The organism is Bacillus sp. NMCC46 (assembly GCF_002998465.1).
Lineage (GTDB): Bacteria > Bacillota > Bacilli > Bacillales > Bacillaceae > Bacillus.
Genome location: NZ_PVQZ01000002.1, coordinates 402,883 through 422,588, shown reverse-complemented (window position 1 = coordinate 422,588; position 19,706 = coordinate 402,883). Strand labels below are relative to the sequence as shown.

At 43.4% G+C, this 19,706-nt stretch carries 21 protein-coding genes and 1 other annotated feature; of the genes, 17 read left to right on the top strand and 4 right to left on the bottom strand.

Translation table 11 applies throughout. From position 1 onward, the window contains the following. Positions 1–159: 159 nt before the first annotated feature. The 8 genes from cymR (at position 160) to C6Y01_RS07795 (ending at position 7,022) form a co-directional block, all read left to right on the top strand. Entirely contained in the window at positions 160–579 is a 420-nt protein-coding gene (gene cymR, locus C6Y01_RS07830; RefSeq protein ID WP_012010726.1) for a cysteine metabolism transcriptional regulator CymR, read from the top strand. An 18-nt stretch (positions 580–597) separates the two neighbouring features. Next, positions 598–1,740 (top strand): cysteine desulfurase family protein, encoded by a 1,143-nt coding sequence (locus C6Y01_RS07825; protein WP_034661522.1) that lies wholly within the window; start codon positions 598–600, stop codon positions 1,738–1,740. A gap of 95 nt (positions 1,741–1,835) precedes the next feature. Next, complete coding sequence (mnmA, locus tag C6Y01_RS07820) at positions 1,836–2,954, top strand: tRNA 2-thiouridine(34) synthase MnmA (RefSeq protein WP_034661519.1); 1,119 nt, start codon at positions 1,836–1,838, stop codon at positions 2,952–2,954. 60 nt (positions 2,955–3,014) lie between these two features. Continuing rightward, complete coding sequence (locus C6Y01_RS07815) at positions 3,015–3,668, top strand: tetratricopeptide repeat protein (protein ID WP_034661516.1); 654 nt, start codon at positions 3,015–3,017, stop codon at positions 3,666–3,668. A gap of 19 nt (positions 3,669–3,687) precedes the next feature. Next, complete coding sequence (gene recD2, locus C6Y01_RS07810) at positions 3,688–6,072, top strand: SF1B family DNA helicase RecD2 (RefSeq protein ID WP_060596861.1); 2,385 nt, start codon at positions 3,688–3,690, stop codon at positions 6,070–6,072. 74 nt (positions 6,073–6,146) lie between these two features. Beyond that, positions 6,147–6,665, top strand: a complete 519-nt coding sequence (locus C6Y01_RS07805) for a PRC-barrel domain-containing protein (RefSeq protein WP_045209900.1) — start codon at positions 6,147–6,149, stop codon at positions 6,663–6,665. 13 nt (positions 6,666–6,678) lie between these two features. Further along, complete coding sequence (locus C6Y01_RS07800) at positions 6,679–6,870, top strand: hypothetical protein (RefSeq protein WP_003216308.1); 192 nt, start codon at positions 6,679–6,681, stop codon at positions 6,868–6,870. A 20-nt stretch (positions 6,871–6,890) separates the two neighbouring features. After that, positions 6,891–7,022 carry a YrzQ family protein gene (locus C6Y01_RS07795; RefSeq protein ID WP_003216198.1) on the top strand — a complete coding sequence of 44 codons (132 nt, stop codon included), beginning with the start codon at positions 6,891–6,893 and terminating at the stop codon, positions 7,020–7,022. Between the two features lie 35 nt (positions 7,023–7,057). Here C6Y01_RS07795 and C6Y01_RS07790 read toward each other — a convergent pair whose 3' ends face one another. The 4 genes from C6Y01_RS07790 to C6Y01_RS07775 all read right to left on the bottom strand — a co-directional run bounded on the left by C6Y01_RS07790 (position 7,058) and on the right by C6Y01_RS07775 (position 10,009). Next, on the bottom strand, positions 7,058–7,708 hold the full coding sequence (locus C6Y01_RS07790; protein WP_034661511.1) for an amino acid ABC transporter permease: 651 nt from the start codon (positions 7,706–7,708) through the stop codon (positions 7,058–7,060). 15 nt (positions 7,709–7,723) lie between these two features. Further along, positions 7,724–8,377 (bottom strand): amino acid ABC transporter permease, encoded by a 654-nt coding sequence (locus C6Y01_RS07785; RefSeq protein ID WP_034661510.1) that lies wholly within the window; start codon positions 8,375–8,377, stop codon positions 7,724–7,726. An 80-nt stretch (positions 8,378–8,457) separates the two neighbouring features. After that, positions 8,458–9,267: a transporter substrate-binding domain-containing protein gene (locus tag C6Y01_RS07780; protein ID WP_106038018.1), complete on the bottom strand. Its 810-nt coding sequence runs from the start codon at positions 9,265–9,267 to the stop codon at positions 8,458–8,460. Positions 9,268–9,280: 13 nt separating this feature from the next. Further along, positions 9,281–10,009 carry an amino acid ABC transporter ATP-binding protein gene (locus tag C6Y01_RS07775; RefSeq protein ID WP_034661507.1) on the bottom strand — a complete coding sequence of 243 codons (729 nt, stop codon included), beginning with the start codon at positions 10,007–10,009 and terminating at the stop codon, positions 9,281–9,283. Between the two features lie 167 nt (positions 10,010–10,176). Between C6Y01_RS07775 and C6Y01_RS07770 the strand changes: the two genes are divergently transcribed. From C6Y01_RS07770 to mltG, 9 genes are all read left to right on the top strand, one after another. Then, entirely contained in the window at positions 10,177–11,241 is a 1,065-nt protein-coding gene (locus C6Y01_RS07770) for an AI-2E family transporter (RefSeq protein WP_034661506.1), read from the top strand. Positions 11,242–11,284: 43 nt separating this feature from the next. Further along, positions 11,285–11,493: a binding site (T-box leader), on the top strand. An 80-nt stretch (positions 11,494–11,573) separates the two neighbouring features. Next, positions 11,574–14,210: an alanine--tRNA ligase gene (alaS, locus tag C6Y01_RS07765; RefSeq protein WP_106038017.1), complete on the top strand. Its 2,637-nt coding sequence runs from the start codon at positions 11,574–11,576 to the stop codon at positions 14,208–14,210. Between the two features lie 89 nt (positions 14,211–14,299). After that, positions 14,300–14,566 (top strand): IreB family regulatory phosphoprotein, encoded by a 267-nt coding sequence (locus C6Y01_RS07760; RefSeq protein ID WP_024718370.1) that lies wholly within the window; start codon positions 14,300–14,302, stop codon positions 14,564–14,566. 3 nt (positions 14,567–14,569) lie between these two features. Then, on the top strand, positions 14,570–14,986 hold the full coding sequence (gene ruvX / locus C6Y01_RS07755) for a Holliday junction resolvase RuvX (RefSeq protein ID WP_034661502.1): 417 nt from the start codon (positions 14,570–14,572) through the stop codon (positions 14,984–14,986). 15 nt (positions 14,987–15,001) lie between these two features. Next, positions 15,002–15,286 (top strand): DUF1292 domain-containing protein, encoded by a 285-nt coding sequence (locus C6Y01_RS07750; protein ID WP_034321391.1) that lies wholly within the window; start codon positions 15,002–15,004, stop codon positions 15,284–15,286. 154 nt (positions 15,287–15,440) lie between these two features. Beyond that, the gene (locus tag C6Y01_RS07745) at positions 15,441–16,007 is read left to right on the top strand and encodes a biotin transporter BioY (protein ID WP_034661500.1); all 567 of its coding nucleotides are present in this window, start codon (positions 15,441–15,443) and stop codon (positions 16,005–16,007) included. Positions 16,008–16,042: 35 nt separating this feature from the next. After that, positions 16,043–17,467 carry an acyl-CoA synthetase gene (locus C6Y01_RS07740; RefSeq protein WP_045210070.1) on the top strand — a complete coding sequence of 475 codons (1,425 nt, stop codon included), beginning with the start codon at positions 16,043–16,045 and terminating at the stop codon, positions 17,465–17,467. Continuing rightward, the gene (locus C6Y01_RS07735; RefSeq protein ID WP_034661496.1) at positions 17,455–18,543 is read left to right on the top strand and encodes an acetyl-CoA C-acyltransferase; all 1,089 of its coding nucleotides are present in this window, start codon (positions 17,455–17,457) and stop codon (positions 18,541–18,543) included. The genes C6Y01_RS07740 and C6Y01_RS07735 overlap by 13 nt, the downstream gene beginning before the upstream one ends. A gap of 73 nt (positions 18,544–18,616) precedes the next feature. Beyond that, on the top strand, positions 18,617–19,699 hold the full coding sequence (gene mltG, locus C6Y01_RS07730; RefSeq protein ID WP_095285497.1) for an endolytic transglycosylase MltG: 1,083 nt from the start codon (positions 18,617–18,619) through the stop codon (positions 19,697–19,699). Positions 19,700–19,706: the final 7 nt, after the last annotated feature.

The following is a 19,706-nucleotide window of genomic DNA, read 5'->3' as shown; positions in this document are numbered from 1 at the left end:
CTTCAAATAGAAAAGGGATGCGTCCTCCTAAAGCGCTCAGAACCGGCAAATGAAAGTTGGCTGAAAGTATGATATAATTGCTTTTGGTCTATATATCAGCGTATATGAAATCAGAAAAATAATTGATGACATAGAATAGAAAACGCAGAGGTGTTTAACTTGAAAATTTCAACTAAAGGCAGATATGGTCTGACGATCATGATCGAATTAGCCAAAAAACATGGCGAAGGCCCCACATCATTAAAATCAATCGCTCAAAACAATAATTTGTCTGAGCATTATTTAGAGCAGCTTGTCTCACCACTTCGGAATGCCCGTCTTGTGAAAAGTATTCGCGGTGCATATGGCGGCTATGTTCTTGCACATGAACCAAACGAGATCACAGCCGGTGATATTATTCGTGTTTTAGAAGGACCGATTAGTCCTGTCGAAGTCATCGAAAACGAAGAACCAGCAAAGCGTGAACTGTGGATTCGGATTCGTGATGCAGTAAAAGACGTACTAGACAATACAACTCTTGAAGACTTGGCAAGCTACACAGATGACGGAAATCAAGACGCGTATATGTTCTATATTTAGATCAGAGGTGTACCGGAAATGGAACGAATCTATTTAGATCATGCGGCCACAACGCCAATGGATCAGCGTATTGTGGACAAGATGATGCCTTACTTTACAGAGATATTTGGCAATCCCTCTAGTATTCATTCATATGGGCGCGAGGCAAGAAAGTGGCTCGATGAAGCAAGAGAAGTGATTGCAGGAGAATTACACTGTAAACCACAGGAGATCATCCTCACAAGCGGAGGAACAGAGGCGGACAACCTGGCGATTACAGGTGTGGCCATGGCAAGACAGCATAAAGGAAAACATATCATCACAGCAAAAACAGAGCATCATGCGGTGCTGCACACATGTGAACGCCTAGAGAAGCTAGGATTTGACGTGACATATTTAGATGTGGATGAAACTGGATTGATTCATCTTGAACAACTAAAACAAGCACTGAGAGATGATACGATTCTTGTGACCATCATGTACGGCAATAATGAAACAGGTGTGATTCAGCCAATCAAAGACATTGGCGAGCTTTTACACAATCACACTGCTCATTTTCATACAGACGCCGTGCAGGCGTTTGGAACAATGCCTATTGATGTAGCAGACCTTCATATTGATCTCTTATCTGCTTCTGGCCATAAGCTAAATGGTCCAATGGGAACAGGCTTTTTATATGTAAACGAAGGCGTGAAACTTTCTCCGCAAATATTCGGAGGAGAACAAGAAAGAAAACGCCGTGCTGGCACTGAAAATGTGGCAGGGATCGTTGGACTTGCAGAAGCTGTTCAATTAACGAAGCAAAATAGAAGAGAAAAAGCCATGCATTATGGTAAGCTCAAAGAAATCATGCTGCAAGTATTCGAAGAGGAATCACTCAATTTCTCTGTCAATGGGCACCCGAAAGAGACATTGCCTCACATTTTAAATGTTCATTTCCCGGGCGTTTCCATCGAATCGTTACTTGTGAATTTAGATATGGAAGGAATTGCTGTTTCAAGTGGATCTGCATGTACGGCTGGATCCGTCCTTCCTTCGCACGTGTTAAGCGCCATGTATGGCGAAGAAGCAGGCAAGCTGACGTCCTCAGTCAGAATAAGCTTCGGTCTTGGGAATGAAGAGGATCATGTGAAGCAGGCGGCGCGCAAGATAGCAGCTGTTGTCAAACGCTTAGCCAAATAAACGTTCCTCTTTTGTTCGTGTGTGAAAAATGAAACAGCCAGGCACCTGAAGAACGAAACGCACATGCTGTTTCATTGAAAATGGAGTTGATGAAGATGACAAAAAGACCAGAAGACACAAGAGTTGTGGTCGGTATGTCCGGAGGAGTCGATTCATCAGTTGCTGCTCTTATGTTAAAGGAGCAAGGCTATGATGTAATCGGCATATTTATGAAAAACTGGGATGACACAGATGAAAATGGTGTATGTACAGCAACGGAGGACTATGAGGATGTCATCCGCGTGTGTAACCAAATTGGAATCCCTTATTATGCGGTGAATTTCGAGAAGCAATATTGGGACAAAGTGTTTCAATATTTCCTTGATGAATATAAAGCGGGCAGAACGCCAAACCCAGATGTCATGTGTAACAAAGAAATTAAGTTCAAAGCGTTCCTCGAGCATGCATTGTCACTCGGTGCAGATTATTTAGCAACAGGCCACTATGCGCGCGTCGACAGAACTGGTGATGAAGTCAAAATGCTAAGGGGTCTTGATGCCAACAAAGACCAAACGTATTTCTTAAATCAGCTGACTCAGGAACAGCTTGATAAAGTCATGTTCCCAATCGGAGATTTAGAGAAGAAAAGGGTTCGTGAATTGGCAAAAGAAGCAGAGCTCGCAACAGCAACGAAAAAAGATTCAACGGGTATTTGCTTTATTGGGGAAAGAAACTTTAAAACATTCCTCAGTCAATATTTGCCTGCGCAGCCTGGCGTGATGCAGACAATGGACGGAGAAGTCAAAGGTGAACATGATGGACTGATGTATTACACGATCGGTCAACGCCAAGGTCTTGGCATTGGCGGCAGCGGTGATCCTTGGTTTGTCGTTGGAAAAGACTTGAAACAAAATATCTTGTTTGTTGAACAAGGTTTCCACAATCCACTTTTATATTCTGAAAGCATTTCAGCCGTCAATATCAGCTGGACTCGTCCTCATATTGTCGACGAAAATGGTGAATTAACATGCACAGCCAAATTCAGATACCGTCAAGAAGATCACCATGTGAAGGTCAAAATGACAGGTGAGCAAGAAGCGATGGTCATCTTTGATGAACCCGTTCGTGCTGTGACTCCAGGACAAGCGGTTGTCTTTTATGATGGCGACGAATGTCTTGGCGGCGGAACAATTGACGATGTTTTTAAGGACGGTCAAAAGCTGTCGTATGTGTAACATGTTTTCAAAACCTCAACGTCGCTGTTGAGGTTTTTTAATGAAAGGATGAGAGAGCGAATGAATCATAACGAAATTGGCATAGAAGCCTTAAATCAAGGCAACATCGAAAAAGCAGCTGAAGCTTTTACGAAAGCCATTGAAGAAAGCCCAAAAGACCCGGTTCCATATATTAATTTTGCGAACTTGCTTTCAAGCATCAATGAATTTGAACGTGCGTTAAACTTCTTTCAAAAAGCCATTGAACTTGATCACGCCGCAGCTGCAGCCTATTACGGGGCAGGAAATGTATACACATTAAAAGAAGACTTTATGAAAGCAAAAGACTATTTTGAACAAGCACTACAAGCTGGCATGGAAAATAGTGATTTATTTTATATGCTGGGGCAGACGCTCATCAAATTAGAGCAGCCGAAGCTTGCGATGCCCTATCTTCAGCGTGCCATCGAACTGAATGAAGAAGATAATGAAGCAAGATTCCAATTTGGCATGTGCTTAGCAAATGAACAATTGCTGGAAGAAGCGGTGACAACCTTTACCGAGGTGGTCGCGCGTGATCCGCAGCATGCAGATGCCTTTTATAATTTAGGGGTTGCGTATGCATACTTAGAGAAAAAAGACGAAGCACTTGAGATGCTAGGAAAAGCCATTGACGTGCAGCCTGACCATATGCTGGCACTACATGCGCAAAAGCTGATTCAAGAGGCAGAATAGACGGAAGGAGGGAAGACCTGTGCAGGAACATCCAGATCAAATGAAGCTTGAGGACGAACCGTTTTTAAAGGGGACAGTTCAAGCCGTTATTTTCCATAATGAAAGTAATTTATACTCGGTGTTAAAGGTGAAAGTCATTGAAACATCGGAAAACTTAGAGGAAAAAACAGCATCTGTCACAGGCTACTTCCCAGCACTTCATGAGGAAGAAACTTACACCTTCTATGGCAAAGTCACAAGCCATCCGAAATTTGGTGAACAGTTTCAGGCCACTCATTTTCAAAAGGAAGTACCGACAACGAAGCAAGGAATCATTCATTATCTCTCAAGTGATTTATTTGAGGGGATAGGGAAAAAGACGGCGGAAGAAATTGTGGGGCAGCTTGGCAACCAGACGCTTCATAAAATTATGCGTGACCCAGCTGTTTTGTATGATGTTCCGCGCTTATCAAAAAAGAAGGCAGATAAGCTGGCCGCAGCGCTTCAGGAACATCAAGGATTGGAACAAATCATGATCAGCCTGAATCAATATGGCTTTGGTCCTCAGCTCAGCATGAAGATATACCAAGTGTACGAGAGTGAAACGCTGCAAAAGATTGAGGAAAACCCGTATCAGCTCGTCAAGGATGTCGAAGGGATCGGATTTATTAAGGCGGATGAGCTTGGCGCTAGAACCGGCATCTCAGGAAATGACCCAGAGCGAATCCGTGCAGCCCTGCTTTATACAGTCGAAACAGCAAGTCTTCAGGACGGTCATACGTACATACAAACGAAAGATTTGATCGTTGAAACCCGCAAGCTGCTCAATCAGACAGGCAATGAGTACAAAGTGACGGAAATGGATGTCGCCAATCAGATCATTGCACTTGGCGAAGGGAAAGAGATGATCATTGAAGATGAGCGCTGCTATCACCCGTCCTTATTTTATGCGGAGCAAAGTGTCGCCAAACGGATACAAAAAATCGTCTCCCAAACGGAATATGCAGATCAATTCCCTGAATCGGAATTCCTGCTCGCACTTGGCGAGCTCGAGGAACGGCTGGGCGTCCAGTATGCGCCGACACAAAAGGAAGCGATTCAAAAGGCACTCATGTCCCCAATGCTGCTTTTAACAGGCGGACCTGGGACTGGGAAGACAACGGTCATTAAAGGGATTGTTGAGCTTTACAGCGATCTTCACGGTGTATCTCTTGATCCGAGTGATTACAAAAAAGATGAATCCTTTCCATTTGTGCTTGCGGCGCCAACTGGACGAGCAGCTAAACGGATGACAGAATCAACAGGGCTTCCAGCTGTAACCATTCACCGTTTGCTCGGCTGGAACGGATCAGAGGGCTTTTCGCATGATGAGGAACAGCCGATTGAAGGAAAGCTTGTCATCATTGATGAATCAAGTATGCTGGATATTTGGCTTGCGAATCACTTGTTTAAAGCGATTCCTGATCATATCCAAGTGATCATGGTAGGAGATGAACATCAGCTTCCATCTGTCGGACCAGGCCAAGTGTTAAGGGATTTACTTGCCTCACAAGCCGTACCAGCTGTTACACTGACAGATATTTACCGGCAGGCAGACGGCTCCAGCATTGTTGAACTTGCACATGATATGAAAAATGGCGTACTGCCAAAAGATATTACCGCACGTTCAAAGGACCGATCCTTCATAAAATGCTCAGCTGATCAAATGAAAGAAGTGATTGAGAAAGTCGTCAGCAATGCTGCTCAAAAAGGCTATTCAGCAAAAGACATTCAAGTGCTTGCGCCAATGTATAAAGGGAAAGCAGGCATTAATGAGCTCAATAAAATGCTGCAGCACATTTTGAATCCTAAAAAACCAAAGGGCAGAGAAATCCCGTTTGGTGATGTGGTGTACCGGACCGGTGATAAAGTGCTTCAGCTTGTGAATCAGCCGGAAAATAATATTTTTAACGGTGATATCGGCGAAATTGTCTCGATTTTTTATGCGAAAGAAAACACGGAAAAAGAAGACATGGCTGTGATCTCCTTTGATGGGAATGAAATCACCTTTACAAAAAAGGATTTTCATCAATTTACACATGCCTATTGCTGCTCCATCCACAAATCACAAGGCAGTGAATTCCCAATCGTTGTGCTGCCAGTCGTGAGAAGCTACTACAGAATGCTAAGGCGAAATCTGCTGTACACAGCCATTACACGAAGTAAAAAGTTTTTAATCCTGTGCGGCGAGGAATCAGCGCTGGAGTGGGGCGTGAAAAACAATGAGGATTCGCTCAGACAAACGTCCTTAACGATGCGGCTGATGCAAACTGATGAAGTTATGGATGCGGAGCTTGCAGCGCTCCAAAAAGAGCTTCCGTTTAGCGTACATGACGCAAATATTGGCATGGAGGGAATCACTCCATTTGATTTTATGCATGAATAAAAGGCTTCCAGATGGGAGCCTTTTTAGCGTGAAAAGAAATCCTCATATTCCGTTCATGGAAGCCATTTCTTCGTATGAGTATCGAAGCAAACGCACACGATAAGACTGTTCCGCAAAAGGTGGTTGAGCACATTTTGAGAACATGTCGAGAGCTTGAAGGAATGTCAATCTATACAGGTGAGCTGTCTCATTCACTTGGTTCCATTAAAGATATTTGCTTATTAGCCGGAGGCAGCTGCGGAGGATATGTGTTAGATGGGAAAAAGAAAGACTGTGCACTCATTCCATTCTCTGCTGGTGATCAGCTGACAGACAAAGGCTTATATGTGAGCTGCCAGGAGGGAGTAGGCATGGATTCCTCTGCCCCATCCTTCTTATTTTCGAAATTGAAAAAGAAAATGATGCAGTCACCTGAGGGTGAAAATTTAGGCATTTTGGAAGATGTATACTTTTGCACAAATTCGGGCACAATCGTAGCATATGAACTCTCGGACGGCTTCTTTACAGAGCTATCAGGGATTCGAAAACAGCTGCAGGCTGCCGGAACCTTGATCAACGTTCAAAAGGAAGCACTTGTTCTAAACCGAACGTAAAGAGGTGCTGATTATGCTCATTTGCCCAAATTGCAAATGTAAAGACATCGGAAAAATTGGGGTCAATCAATATTATTGCTGGGGCTGTTTTATTGAATTGACGCTGTCAAAAGGCAAAATATCTACACACCAAGTGGAAGAAGACGGGACACTAAGCAGCTTAGATGATCTGTTTAGTGATGATGAACGTTCAATTCAACTATAAGTGTTAAGGGGGAATTTCGAATGGGCAAAATGACTTCTTCACTATTAACGCTTGGTGCAGGTGCACTCGCATATCACTTTGCAAGTCGATATGATATGCCATCAAAGCGGGATATGAAAAAGCTAAGAAAACGTGTTATGAGAATGATGTAAACAAAAAGGCATCCGCCAAGAGCGGATGTCCTTTTTTATGCCTGCCTGTATTCTAATCGGCGTGCAAGTAGTGATAAGCTGAAATTGACGACAAAATACATCATCGCCGCTAATAGGAAGATGGGCAGTAAGTAAGATTGGCTCTGACCGTTTAATATTTGAGCGTGATGCAATAGTTCTGGAAGTGCAATGACAACAGCAAGCGACGTATCTTTTAAAAGAGAGATGAATTGACTGACAATTGGCGGCACCATTCGGCGTAAAGCCTGCGGCATAATAATCATTTTTAACGTTTGAATATAGGTTAAACCAGAAGACCTGGCTGCTTCGATCTGCCCCTTATCAATTGATTTTAAACCGCTTCGAATAATTTCTGACAGCATCGCTGATTCAAATACGGTTAAAGCTGCAATAGCCGAGGCTGTAATGCTCAGCTTAATGCCGATTTCTGGCAGTGCAAAATACGTAAAAAAGATGATCAATAAGAGCGGCAGGTTTCGAATGGTTTCTACGACGACTGCAAGTATCTTTGATAAAACCGGAATTTGAGCGAACCGCAATGTGCCAATGAGTAATCCAATGAGAAAGCTCAAAATGATGGAGATAAAAGCCACTTTTAAGGTGACAGCAAATCCTTCAAGTAAAAAGGCGAGATGATCAGGCTGGTAGGCACCTATAAAATCCATGGTGTTTCCTCCTTTCTAGTGGCTTCTTGCTAATCTTTTTTCTAAATAACCAACGCCTATACTGAGCGGAATCGTTAATAGCAGATAGAACATGGCAACAAAGATGTAGACATCAAATGTCACAAATGTTCTAGAAGCGATGAGGTCTCCTTGATACATGAGATCAAACCCTGCAATGACACCTAAAATAGAGGAGTTTTTGACAAGGTTAATAAATTGATTCCCAAGAGGGGGAATGACAATTTTAATCGCCTGCGGCAGAATGATATACCGCATCGTCCCGCCATAGGACAGACCTGAAGCGCGGGCGGCTTCCATTTGTCCAAGCGGTACAGCTTGTATCCCTGCGCGAATGGCTTCAGCAATAAAGGCAGAGGTATAAATGGCAAGGGCAATGGTGCCAGCGGTGAAGCCATCTGCTACAATACCTAGCACGGGTAAACCAAAGAAGAAAACGAATGTAATCAATAATAACGGAATATTCCGAATAAATTCCACATAAGCCGTTCCTATCCAGTTGAGCGGCCTGAGTGGCGCAATTCTCATAATGGCAATGAGTGTACCGATCAAAAAGCTTCCAATCAAAGCAATGACACTTGCACCAATGGTATATTTAAAGCCTTCTACATAAAGATTGAAGTTTTCAGTGAGAATGGAAAACCGCAGCAATCAGTTCACTTCCTTCCTGATCAACAGGGGAGCCAATGAGCGGCTCACCCTAAGATAATAGGTCTTAACAAGTCAAACGGTTATTCTTTGATCCATTTTTGATGAATCTTGTCATACTCTCCATTGTCTTTTAAGGTTTTTAGGGCTTTATTGATCGCAGTTGTTAATTCCTGATCCCCTTTCTTTACAGCAATGCCATAAGGCTCATCTGTAAAGGTGCCGCCGACGACTTCGTAATTTGAATCCTCATCTGCCATACCAAATAAGATCGCATTATCAGTTGTCAGCACTTGCCCTTGGTTTGATTTTAAAGCTGTAAAAGCTTCCTGATAGTTCTCAAATTCTAATACAGACGCTTCAGGTGCTTTTTCGCGGATATTTTGAGAAGAAGTAGATCCTTTCACTGCAAGCACTTTCGTCCCTTTTTTAAGATCATCAATCGATTGAATGTCGCTTCCTTTTTTCACAAGCAGTGATTGTCCTGCTTCAAAGTAAACATCTGAGAAATTGACTTCTTTTTTACGCTCTTCGGTAATCGTCATGGTTGCGACGATCGCATGAATATCTCCTTTTTGCAGTAAAGGAATTCTCGTTTTCGATGTCACTTCTTTGAATTCTGCTTTTCCTTCATCACCGAGCATTTCCTTTGCGATGGCTTTTGCTATATCGATATCAAATCCTTCGATATCTCCGCTGCTAGGATTTTTTAGACCGAAGAGACGTGTATCATTCTTGACCCCGAATATGATTTTTTTGTCTTTCTGAATGGCTTCTAAAGAGCTTCCTTGCTTTGCATTCGTCGAGCCTTTTTCAGCAGAGCCGCAAGCAGCTAAAGCGGCAATACAGCAAGTCATAAAGAGTAGTAGGCTAAAGCGTTTCATTTTTTTCATCAAATCTTTCCCCCTAGTGATTTAAAATACGGCTTAAAAAGAGCTGAGCGCGTTTCTCACGCGGTTTCTCATAAAATGCAGCCGGTGTTGACTCTTCAAGAACTCTGCCTTCATCAATAAAGACAATGCGGTCTGCCACTTCCCTGGCAAAGCCCATCTCATGTGTGACGACAACCATGGTCATTCCTTCTCGGGCGAGCTGCTTCATCACATCTAGTACCTCTCCAATCATCTCTGGGTCGAGTGCCGATGTCGGTTCGTCGAACAGCATGACCTCTGGCTTCATCGCAAGCCCTCTTGCAATGGCAACACGCTGCTGCTGTCCGCCTGAGAGTCTTGAAGGGTAGGCGTCAGCCTTATCAGGAATGCCGACTTTATTTAAATAAAATTCGGCTGTTTCCCTCGCTTCTTCCTTGCTCACCTTTTTCACCTTCATTGGCGCAAGCATAATGTTTTCAAGCACCGTTTTATGAGGATAGAGATGAAAATGCTGAAACACCATCCCGATATTTTGCCTGACAAGATTAATGTTGGTCTTCGGATGCTGAACAGGCACTTGGTTGACGAGTACCTTTCCCTCATCAATGCTTTCAAGACGATTGATGCATCTGAGCATCGTGCTTTTACCTGATCCTGAAGGACCGATGATCACGACCACCTCACCTTTTTGAATATGTAGGTTAATGTCCTTAAGTACATGGAACTGGCCATAATGCTTGTTGACTTCTTCGAATGTGATCATAAAAAACCTCCTCTTGTACATGATGGAATATTCAGTGGAGATATTTTAGTGACTTTTGATGGAGCTGTATGTTTCATGTGTATTCATTTTTAACAAAGTTAGGACAAATTTTATTTACATGGATAATTGCAGAAGAAGGTTAAACAATAAGAAAAGAGGTGAAAAAGGTGAAGAAACGTCCGATCCAATTTCTGATATATGCTGCAGGGGTCCTGCTTGTCCTTGCATCCTTGCTCATTTTACTGCAGCTCGACGAGTTATGGATGCCTATTTTTTTGTTGTTAAAGGCGGTTCTGATTCCGCTTCTCATTGCTATTTTTATTTCTTATCTGCTTTATCCGATAGTGGAAAGATTGCACGCGGGGGGCTTACCAAGGACTGTTAGTCTCCTATTGATTTATGTACTGTTTTTTGGCGGGATTGGGCTTGCGGTTTATAAAGGGGCACCTGTCATGATTAAGCAGTTAAATGAGCTGTCAGAACAAATTCCTGTGCTTGCTGAAACGTATAATGGCGCCTTATCTCATATTCATCGTCATACTAGCCATTGGCCCGACGGACTTCACGACAGGCTGGACCGTTTGATTGTCCAATCGGAGACATATGCAGCTAACGGAGCTGAGCGGATGATTCTTAGCTGTAAAGTATTACTTGATTACGCATTAGTTGCAGCGCTCATTCCTTTTCTTGTTTTTTATATGGTGAAGGACATGAATACGATGAAGCGGGCTGCATGGTATTTAACGCCGCCCTCATTTCGGAAGAGGGGACATGCGTTTGTGAAAGCAGTTGATGAATCGCTTGGTAATTATATTAGAGGGCAGCTGCTTGTCTGTTCCTTAATCGGCGGTGCAGCAGCCATTGTGCTCTGGCTGTTTCATATCCCGTATCCGCTTGTCCTTGGTATGCTGATTGGCGCAACGAATGTCATTCCGTATTTTGGACCGATTATTGGCGCGATTCCCGCTGTCTTTATCGCGTTTACCATCTCGATCAAATCGGTTATTATTGTGCTGATTACAGTAGCAGTGCTGCAATTTTTAGAAAGCAACGTCCTCAGCCCGATCATCGTAGGGAGAAGCCTTCATATGCATCCGGTCGTCATTATGCTTGTCTTGCTAGCAGGAGGAGAGTTATTTGGCTTAATTGGGATGATTTTAGCGGTACCTACAGCTGCTATAATTAGGGTGATCATTGTGCAATATATCCTCATGAGACGAAGCGTTCATTGACAAGAGGAGCCGAGTTGTCTATAATAATTTCGATTCATACATACTGAATTCAATGACGGACCCGAGTACGTTAAAAAGCTGTTGCAGAGAGAGGCTTTATTTTGCTGAGAAAAGCCTTATCAGACCTTTAACGGAAGCTAGTCCCGAGTGCAGATAAACACTGCCGCTCTCTTCCGGCGTTATCGGATGTGAAGGTGATAGACGAATAGGTCTATAATCAGGGTGGTACCGCGAGAGCATCTCGTCCCTGTGTAAGTCGTTTTGTGCTTGCATAGGGCGGGATGTTTTTTCGTTTGTGTGGAGATTGATGAATGATAAGGGAGGATTTTTGAATGAAAACTTTAACTTCAGCTCAAGTACGCCAAATGTTTTTAGACTTTTTTAAAGAAAAAGGACATGCTGTAGAACCGAGTGCGTCACTCGTACCGCATGATGATCCGACACTTTTGTGGATCAACAGCGGCGTGGCAACATTAAAGAAATACTTTGATGGCCGCGTCGTACCTGACAATCCGCGTATTTGCAACGCGCAAAAATCAATTCGTACAAATGATATTGAAAATGTAGGAAAGACAGCACGCCATCATACGTTCTTTGAAATGCTCGGCAACTTCTCTATTGGTGATTATTTTAAAGAAGAAGCGATTGAATGGGCGTGGGAATTCCTCACAAGTGACGAGTGGATTGGCTTTGATCCGAATTTGTTATCTGTAACTGTCCATCCAGAGGACGATGAGGCGTATGTTCTATGGAGAGATAAAATCGGTGTTCCTGAAGAACGTATTATTCGTCTTGAAGGAAACTTCTGGGATATTGGCGAGGGCCCAAGTGGACCGAATACGGAAATTTTCTATGACCGCGGCGAATCATACGGTGACGACATGAACGATCCAGAATTATATCCTGGCGGAGAAAATGAGCGTTATCTAGAAGTGTGGAACCTAGTGTTCTCTGAATTTAACCATAATCCAGATGGGTCATACACGCCGCTGCCGAAGAAAAACATTGATACAGGGATGGGTCTTGAACGAATGGTATCTGTCATTCAAAACGTGCCAACGAACTTTGATACAGATCTATTCATGCCAATTATTCGTGCAGTTGAAACCATCTCTGGAGAAAGCTATGGCGAGACAAAGGAAAAGGATACAGCATTTAAAGTAATTGCTGACCATATCCGGACGGTTGCCTTTGCTGTAAGTGATGGAGCGCTTCCTTCCAATGAAGGCCGCGGGTATGTGTTAAGACGTTTACTTCGCCGTGCAGTGCGTTATGCAAAAACCATTCACATTCACCGCCCGTTTATGTATGACCTAGTTCCAGTTGTGGCGGAAATCATGAAGGATTTCTACCCAGATGTACAAGCAAAAGAAGAATTTATTGCGAAAGTCATCAAAAATGAAGAAGAACGTTTCCATGAAACACTGAACGAAGGGTTAGCTATTTTGTCAGAAGTCATCAAAAAAGAAAGAGACAAAGGCAACACGCAGATTTCAGGTGAAGATGTCTTTAAACTGTATGACACGTATGGATTCCCTGTCGAGCTGACAGAAGAATACGCAGAAGATGAGAACATGACAGTGGATCGAGAAGGCTTCCAGGCTGAGATGGAGAAGCAGCGTGAACGTGCAAGAAATGCGAGACAAGATGTCGGCAGTATGCAGGTTCAAGGCGGCGCTCTAGGAGATATTAAAGTAGAAAGCACATTCGTTGGCTACGAAAATCTAACGGCAGATGCCCATATTGTCGAATTGCTTCAAAATGGTGAAATTGTCACAGAAGCACATGAAGGCGACACGGTACAAATCTTGTTAGATGAAACACCTTTCTATGCGGAAAGCGGCGGACAAGTGGCTGATAAAGGGACATTAAAAAGCGCTGAAGTCATCATCGACATTAAAGATGTGAAAAAGGCGCCAAACGGTCAGCATGTCCATGAGGGAGTGGTTGTAAGCGGTACAGCCAAAAAAGGACTTGAAGTCACTGCAGAAGTGGAATCAGCTCTTCGAAAAGGCATTGTGAAAAACCATACAGCGACACATCTTTTGCATCAGGCGCTAAAAGATGTATTGGGCAGCCACGTGAACCAAGCGGGATCATTGGTGAATGAAAACAGACTTCGCTTTGACTTCTCTCACTTTGGACAAGTGACAAAAGAAGAATTGTCTCAGATTGAAAAAATCGTGAACGAAAAAATCTGGGAAGGCATCTCTGTTGCGATTGACCTGAAGCCGATTGCTGAAGCAAAAGAAATGGGTGCAATGGCGCTCTTTGGCGAGAAGTATGGCGATATTGTCCGCGTGGTCCAGGTAGGCGATTACAGCATCGAGCTATGCGGCGGCTGTCACGTGCAAAACACGGCGGAAATCGGGTTGTTTAAAATTGCGTCTGAATCGGGTATTGGTGCTGGAACACGCCGGATTGAGGCTGTGACTGGTAAAGGTGCATACGAAGAATTAAATGACCAGCTGGCCATTTTAGAACAGGCAGCGAGTGAGCTGAAGTCAAATACGAAAGACGTACCAAAACGTATCGCCGCATTGCAGGCAGATTTAAAAGAGGCTCAAAGAGAAAACGAATCTCTTCTTGCAAAATTAAGCCAGGCTGAAGCAGGCTCTATTTTAGAGAAAGTGACAGAAATCGGCGGAGTGAAAGTGTTAACTGAAAAAGTAAACGCGAAAGACATGAACCATTTAAGAACAATGGTTGATGACTTAAAAGCCAAATTAGGATCAGCTGTCATTGTGCTCGGAGCCGTTCAAAACGGAAAAGTAAACATTTCAGCAGGAGTAACAAAAGACGTCATCGAAAAAGGTCTGCATGCAGGGGAACTTGTGAAGCAGGCAGCTGAAATCTGCGGCGGAGGCGGAGGCGGACGTCCAGACATGGCACAAGCAGGCGGTAAACAACCGGAAAAGCTAGAAGAAGCACTGGCAACTGTCGAAGAATCTGTCAAATCCGTTTTATAATCAGGCGATGTAGTGTAGAATAATGGTATTAGATGAGCGGTTAGAAAAAAGCTTGCTAGTAGAATGTTGGAAGAGAGGTGCAAGAAGCAGTGAGTTCATTTGATAAGACAATGAAGTTTAACTTCTCTGATGATTCAGCTGAAACCAATGTGAATGAAGTGCTCATTACAGTATATGACGCACTCCAAGAAAAAGGATACAACCCGATCAATCAAATTGTCGGATACTTGCTGTCAGGCGACCCTGCTTATATTCCAAGACATCAGGATGCACGCAACCTAATTCGTAAACTAGAACGAGACGAATTAATTGAGGAATTGGTTAAATCGTACTTAGAGACACATAAAGAGGCGTAAAACATGAGAATTTTAGGCTTGGATTTAGGCACGAAAACCCTTGGTGTTGCGATCAGTGATGAAATGGGATGGACAGCGCAAGGGATAGAAACAATTAAAATTGATGAAGCAGGCGGAGACTTCGGTCTCAGCCGCCTGTCTGAGATCGTCGCGCAATACGGAACGGATAAAATCGTACTTGGCTTTCCAAAAAATATGAACGGTACGGTCGGTCCTAGAGGCGAAGCCAGCCAATTATTTGCGAAAGTGTTAGAAAACACGTACAATGTTCCTGTTGTGCTTTGGGACGAGCGTCTGTCGACAATGGCAGCGGAAAAAATGCTCATCTCTGCAGATGTGAGCAGACAAAAGCGTAAAAAAGTCATTGATAAAATGGCGGCTGTTATGATCCTGCAAGGGTATTTAGACAGCTTAAATTAAAATGAGGTGAATCAAATGGAACACGGAGAAAAGCAAATTACAATCGTTGATGATAATGGAAATGAACAGCTTTGCGAAGTACTATTTACTTTTGAAAGCGACCATTTTAACAAATCATATGTTCTTTACTACCCAATTTCTGAGCAAGACAATGAAGAAATTGAAATTCATGCATCAAGCTTCACGCCGAACGAAGACGGTGAAGATGGCGAGCTAGAGCCTATTGAAACGGATGAAGAGTGGGACATGATTGAAGAAACGTTAAATACGTTCTTAGATCAAGAAGAAGACGAAGAATAGAACGAATAAAAGGCCTGTGAACGGATCTTGGTGATCTTTCTTCACAGGTCTTTTTTTACGATCAATATGTTAACTTTATTTTATTTTATGTTGACATAATAAACTGTACCTTTTACTCTATTTTTAACAATGAATTGAGTGAGGGGTATGAATATTGAAAATTCAAGACATGATGCAAATGGCGTTAATGACAGCGGTTATCGGAATGTTAGGGTTGATCCCGCCGATTTTACTTACGTTTACACCTGTACCAATCACATTGCAAACGGCAGGTCTTTTGCTTGCTGGGGGGCTGTTAAAGCCAAAACAGGCACTGATCAGTTTACTTCTGTTCCTCTTGGTTGTGGCAGCAGGCGCACCTCTTTTGTCTGGTGGGAGAGGCGGAATAGGGGTCTTTTTTGGACCAAGCGGTGGTTTTTTACTAGCTTATCCAGTGGCTGCCCTTATGATCAGTTTGTGGCTGAACCGTCTGAAAAAAGTAACCGCTCTGCGTCTTTTTATGATCTATGCGGTATGCAGTATCGGGATTTTATATCTATGCGGTATTCCTTTTCAAGCCATGATGATGGATATAAAGGTCACTCAGGCAGCTCTTCTTAGTCTGATTTATATTCCAGGTGATCTCATCAAAGCGGGCATGTGTGCCGTTCTCACGGTGAAAATCATTGAGGCCATGTCATATCGAAAAAGGGATGTGCATAAAGGGAGGCGTGCGGTTTGAACAGAATAACGGATAGCTATGCATTACTTGCAGAAATGAACCCAGATCATATCGCTATCATTGATGGAAAAGAAAGGATCACTTATCAAGATTGGTATGATCGTGTCCAGATATCGGCACAATGGCTGCAACGAACGGCTCATGAGCAAAAAAGAGTCGCTTTTTTATTATCAAATGGTGCTTCTTTCTTGCAAATATTTGCTGGCGCTGCTTGTGCAGGGTGGACAGCTATCCCGCTTGATCCGAGATGGGGCCATGAGGAATGTGTAGAAAAGCTCTTGTTAAGTGAGGCAGCTCTCGTCATTATAGAGGATCGATATATGAAAAGATTTGAAAAACACAGCGTAGACATGCCGGTTTTTTCTTTATCTGAATGGAAGGAAAGAATGAGCCTGATCACACAAGGTCCATATAACAAAAGCGACAGCGAGAACGACCCTGTCTTTTATATGGGATTTACGTCAGGATCAACGGGTTCACCTAAAGCCTTTATCAGGCGTCAGCAGTCATGGATCGAAAGCTTTCGAACGACAGCGGATACATTTGGAATCACTCATCAAGATCATGTTCTTATAGCAGGCACACTCTTATCCTCTCACTTTTTATATGGTGCCATTAGTACCCTATACTTTGGCGGCACAGTGACGCTTTTAGAAAAATTCACGCCAGTGAAAGCAAAGAAAGCTTTAGAGACAGGAGACATCACTGTTATGTATACTGTCCCGACAATGACAGAATCGTTACTGCAAATTAATGCTTTTGAGGGAGACAATCCGTTTCTTGTCATATCATCCGGAGCAGATTGGGGCATCTCTTCAAAAAAACAACTCGTCACCAACTATCCGCATGTCACTTTTTTTGATTTTTACGGCACATCAGAGTTAAGCTTTGTTTCCTACTTATCTTCAAATGACTTTCTGCAAAAACCTTCTTCTGTCGGACGACCCTTTTCTTCCATTCAAGTCGAAGTGAGGCGGGCCGATCAATCTGTCTGCCAGCCAAATGAGACAGGAAGAATTTATGTGAAGAGCCCAATGTCTTTTTCAGGCTACTTACATGAGGTGAAACCGCCGGAGGAGTGGCTGACAGTTTATGATATGGGCTGGATGGATGAAGACGGCTATTTGTATATGAGCGGCCGTGAGAATGGCATGATCGTCTATGGGGGGCTGAATATTTTTCCGGAGGAAATTGAACGCGTGCTAAATGAACAGCCCGAGGTGAAGCGGTCGATTGTGGTTGGCGTTCCTGACCCATATTGGGGTGAAATTCCTGTTGCCATTATTGAAGAAGGACAGCAGACAAAGACGGTTCGGCAAGCTGTCAAAGAAAAATTGGCTGCCTACAAGATGCCTAAAAAATGGCTTGTCATTGATCAAATGATTGAAACATCTGGGGGAAAAATAGCACGTGCCAGCATGAAAAAGTGGGCGGAGGAGCAGTTGTCATGCAAGCAGTAATCGTACAAGCAAAACGGACACCCTTCGGTGATAAAAACGGGATGCTGAAGGATTATCGTCCAGAGCAATTAGCCGCGCCCCTTATTCAGCATTTGTCTCAAGGGATGACGCCGGACGACGTCATATTAGGCAATGTTGTAGGAGGCGGCGGAAATATGGCCCGTCTGTCCTCATTAGAAGCAGGGCTTTCTTTGCACGTTCCTGGTATGACGATTGATAGGCAGTGTGCCTCTGGTCTTGAAGCAATCCGAACAGCTTGCGTCATGGTTCAATCAGGGGAAGGCTCAATGTATATCGCTGGCGGGACTGAGAGCATTTCCAGATCACCAATGAAAGAAAGAGCCCGCTTTTCACCTGAATGGATAGGAGATCCGGCTATGGGCGAAGCAGCAGAGCTGACCGCCTCGAGATTTTCTGTTACAAGAAAAGAACAAGATGATTATGCGCAATTAAGCTGGGAAAGAAGTATAGACGCAATCAAACGTGGTACATATTCAGAGGAAATTGTTTCGATTAGCGGACTGAGCATTGATGAAGCGGCCGCTAAAATAAGACCGATGAAGAAGCTGATCCAGCGGGCAAAGCCTGTATTTTCACCGGGAAAAGGATCTGTGACTGCCGCCAATAGCTGCAAAGAAGCAGACGGGGCAGCAGCGGTCGTTGTGATGGAAAGAGCGCTAGCGGAGGCAAATGGGTTTCAGCCAATGCTGCGATATGCCGGAAGTGCTGTTGCGGCAATGCATCCCAATTTTCCAGCTGCTGCGCCGATTGATGCGATGAAGAAACTTCTAGATCAAGAGAAAATCAAGGCAGAGGATGTTGCACTGTTTGAAATCAATGAAGCTTTTGCTCTGAAAATAGCGCTGATTGCTCGTACGCTGGATATTCCTTATGACCGAATCAATAAAAGAGGCGGTGCACTTTGTCTTGGGCATCCATACAGCGCATCGGGCGCTGCGATGATGGTGAGACTATTTTATGAAGCGCGTACCTTACCGAATGGAAGCTATGTCATGGCTGCTATTGGGAGCGGTGGCGGCATTGGTTTAGCCGTATTATGTCAAGTTCTGTCATGACATGCATGAGCAAGTAATTGCCGAACTCCGTCGAATCATGTACTATAAAAGCTAGATGTGAGGAGGGCCATGCATGTTTTCAGAACAAAAGAAACGACCATTTTTTAAAAGAAAAATGGGGATCGTCCTGTTATCTGTTCTTGCTGTCATCATCATTGCAGCATTATCAGGCTTTTTATATGTTAAATCAGCACTTGGACCGGTCGATCAAAAAAGCAAACAAACGATTAATATTCATATTCCTAATGGGACATCTGTCCGTGAGATTGCGGGCATTTTAAAAGAAAATGGGCTCATTTCGAATGACTCGATTTTCACTTATTATGCAAAATACAAAAATGCGTCCGGCTTTAAAGCAGGATACTTTCATTTGAAACAAACGATGGACGCAGACACGCTGATTCAAAAGCTGACATCTGGAGGGACAGACTACGCCTTTCAGCTTGTGATTCCAGAAGGAAAACAGCTGTCTGATATTGCGTCAGTTATTGCAAACCAGACGAATTTTTCAGCGAAAGAAGTGGAAGCGAAGCTGGATGATCCTGCGTTTATTCAAACGTTAATGAAAAAATATCCGAAAACGGTGACATCACAGGTAAATGGAAAACAGGTGAAACATCCGTTAGAAGGTTATTTATTCCCTGCGACGTATCCATTTTATCGTGAGGATGAATCACTCGAAACGATCATTGAAACAATGATTAAACAAACAGATCAATACGTGAAAACGTATGAAAAAGACATGAAAAAGACAAACATGTCCATACATGATGTGTTAACGATGGCATCACTGATTGAAATGGAAGCGACGGAAAAGACGGATCGAGCAAAAATCTCTAGTGTATTTTATAACCGGTTGAAAAAGGACATGCCGCTTCAAACCGACCCAACCGTTCTTTATGCACTGGGAGAGCATAAATCCCGCGTTTATTACAAAGACCTTAAGGTGAAATCTCCTTATAATACGTATAATAACAAGGGGCTGCCGCCTGGACCTATTGCAAATGCTGGTGAATCTTCCTGGAAAGCCGCACTGCATCCAGAGAAAACGGATTATGTGTACTTCCTTGCGAAGAAAAATGGAGAAGTCGTCTTTACGAAAACGTTAAATGAGCACAACAAAGCGAAAGCAAAATACATCACAGGCAGCAATTAATGTACAT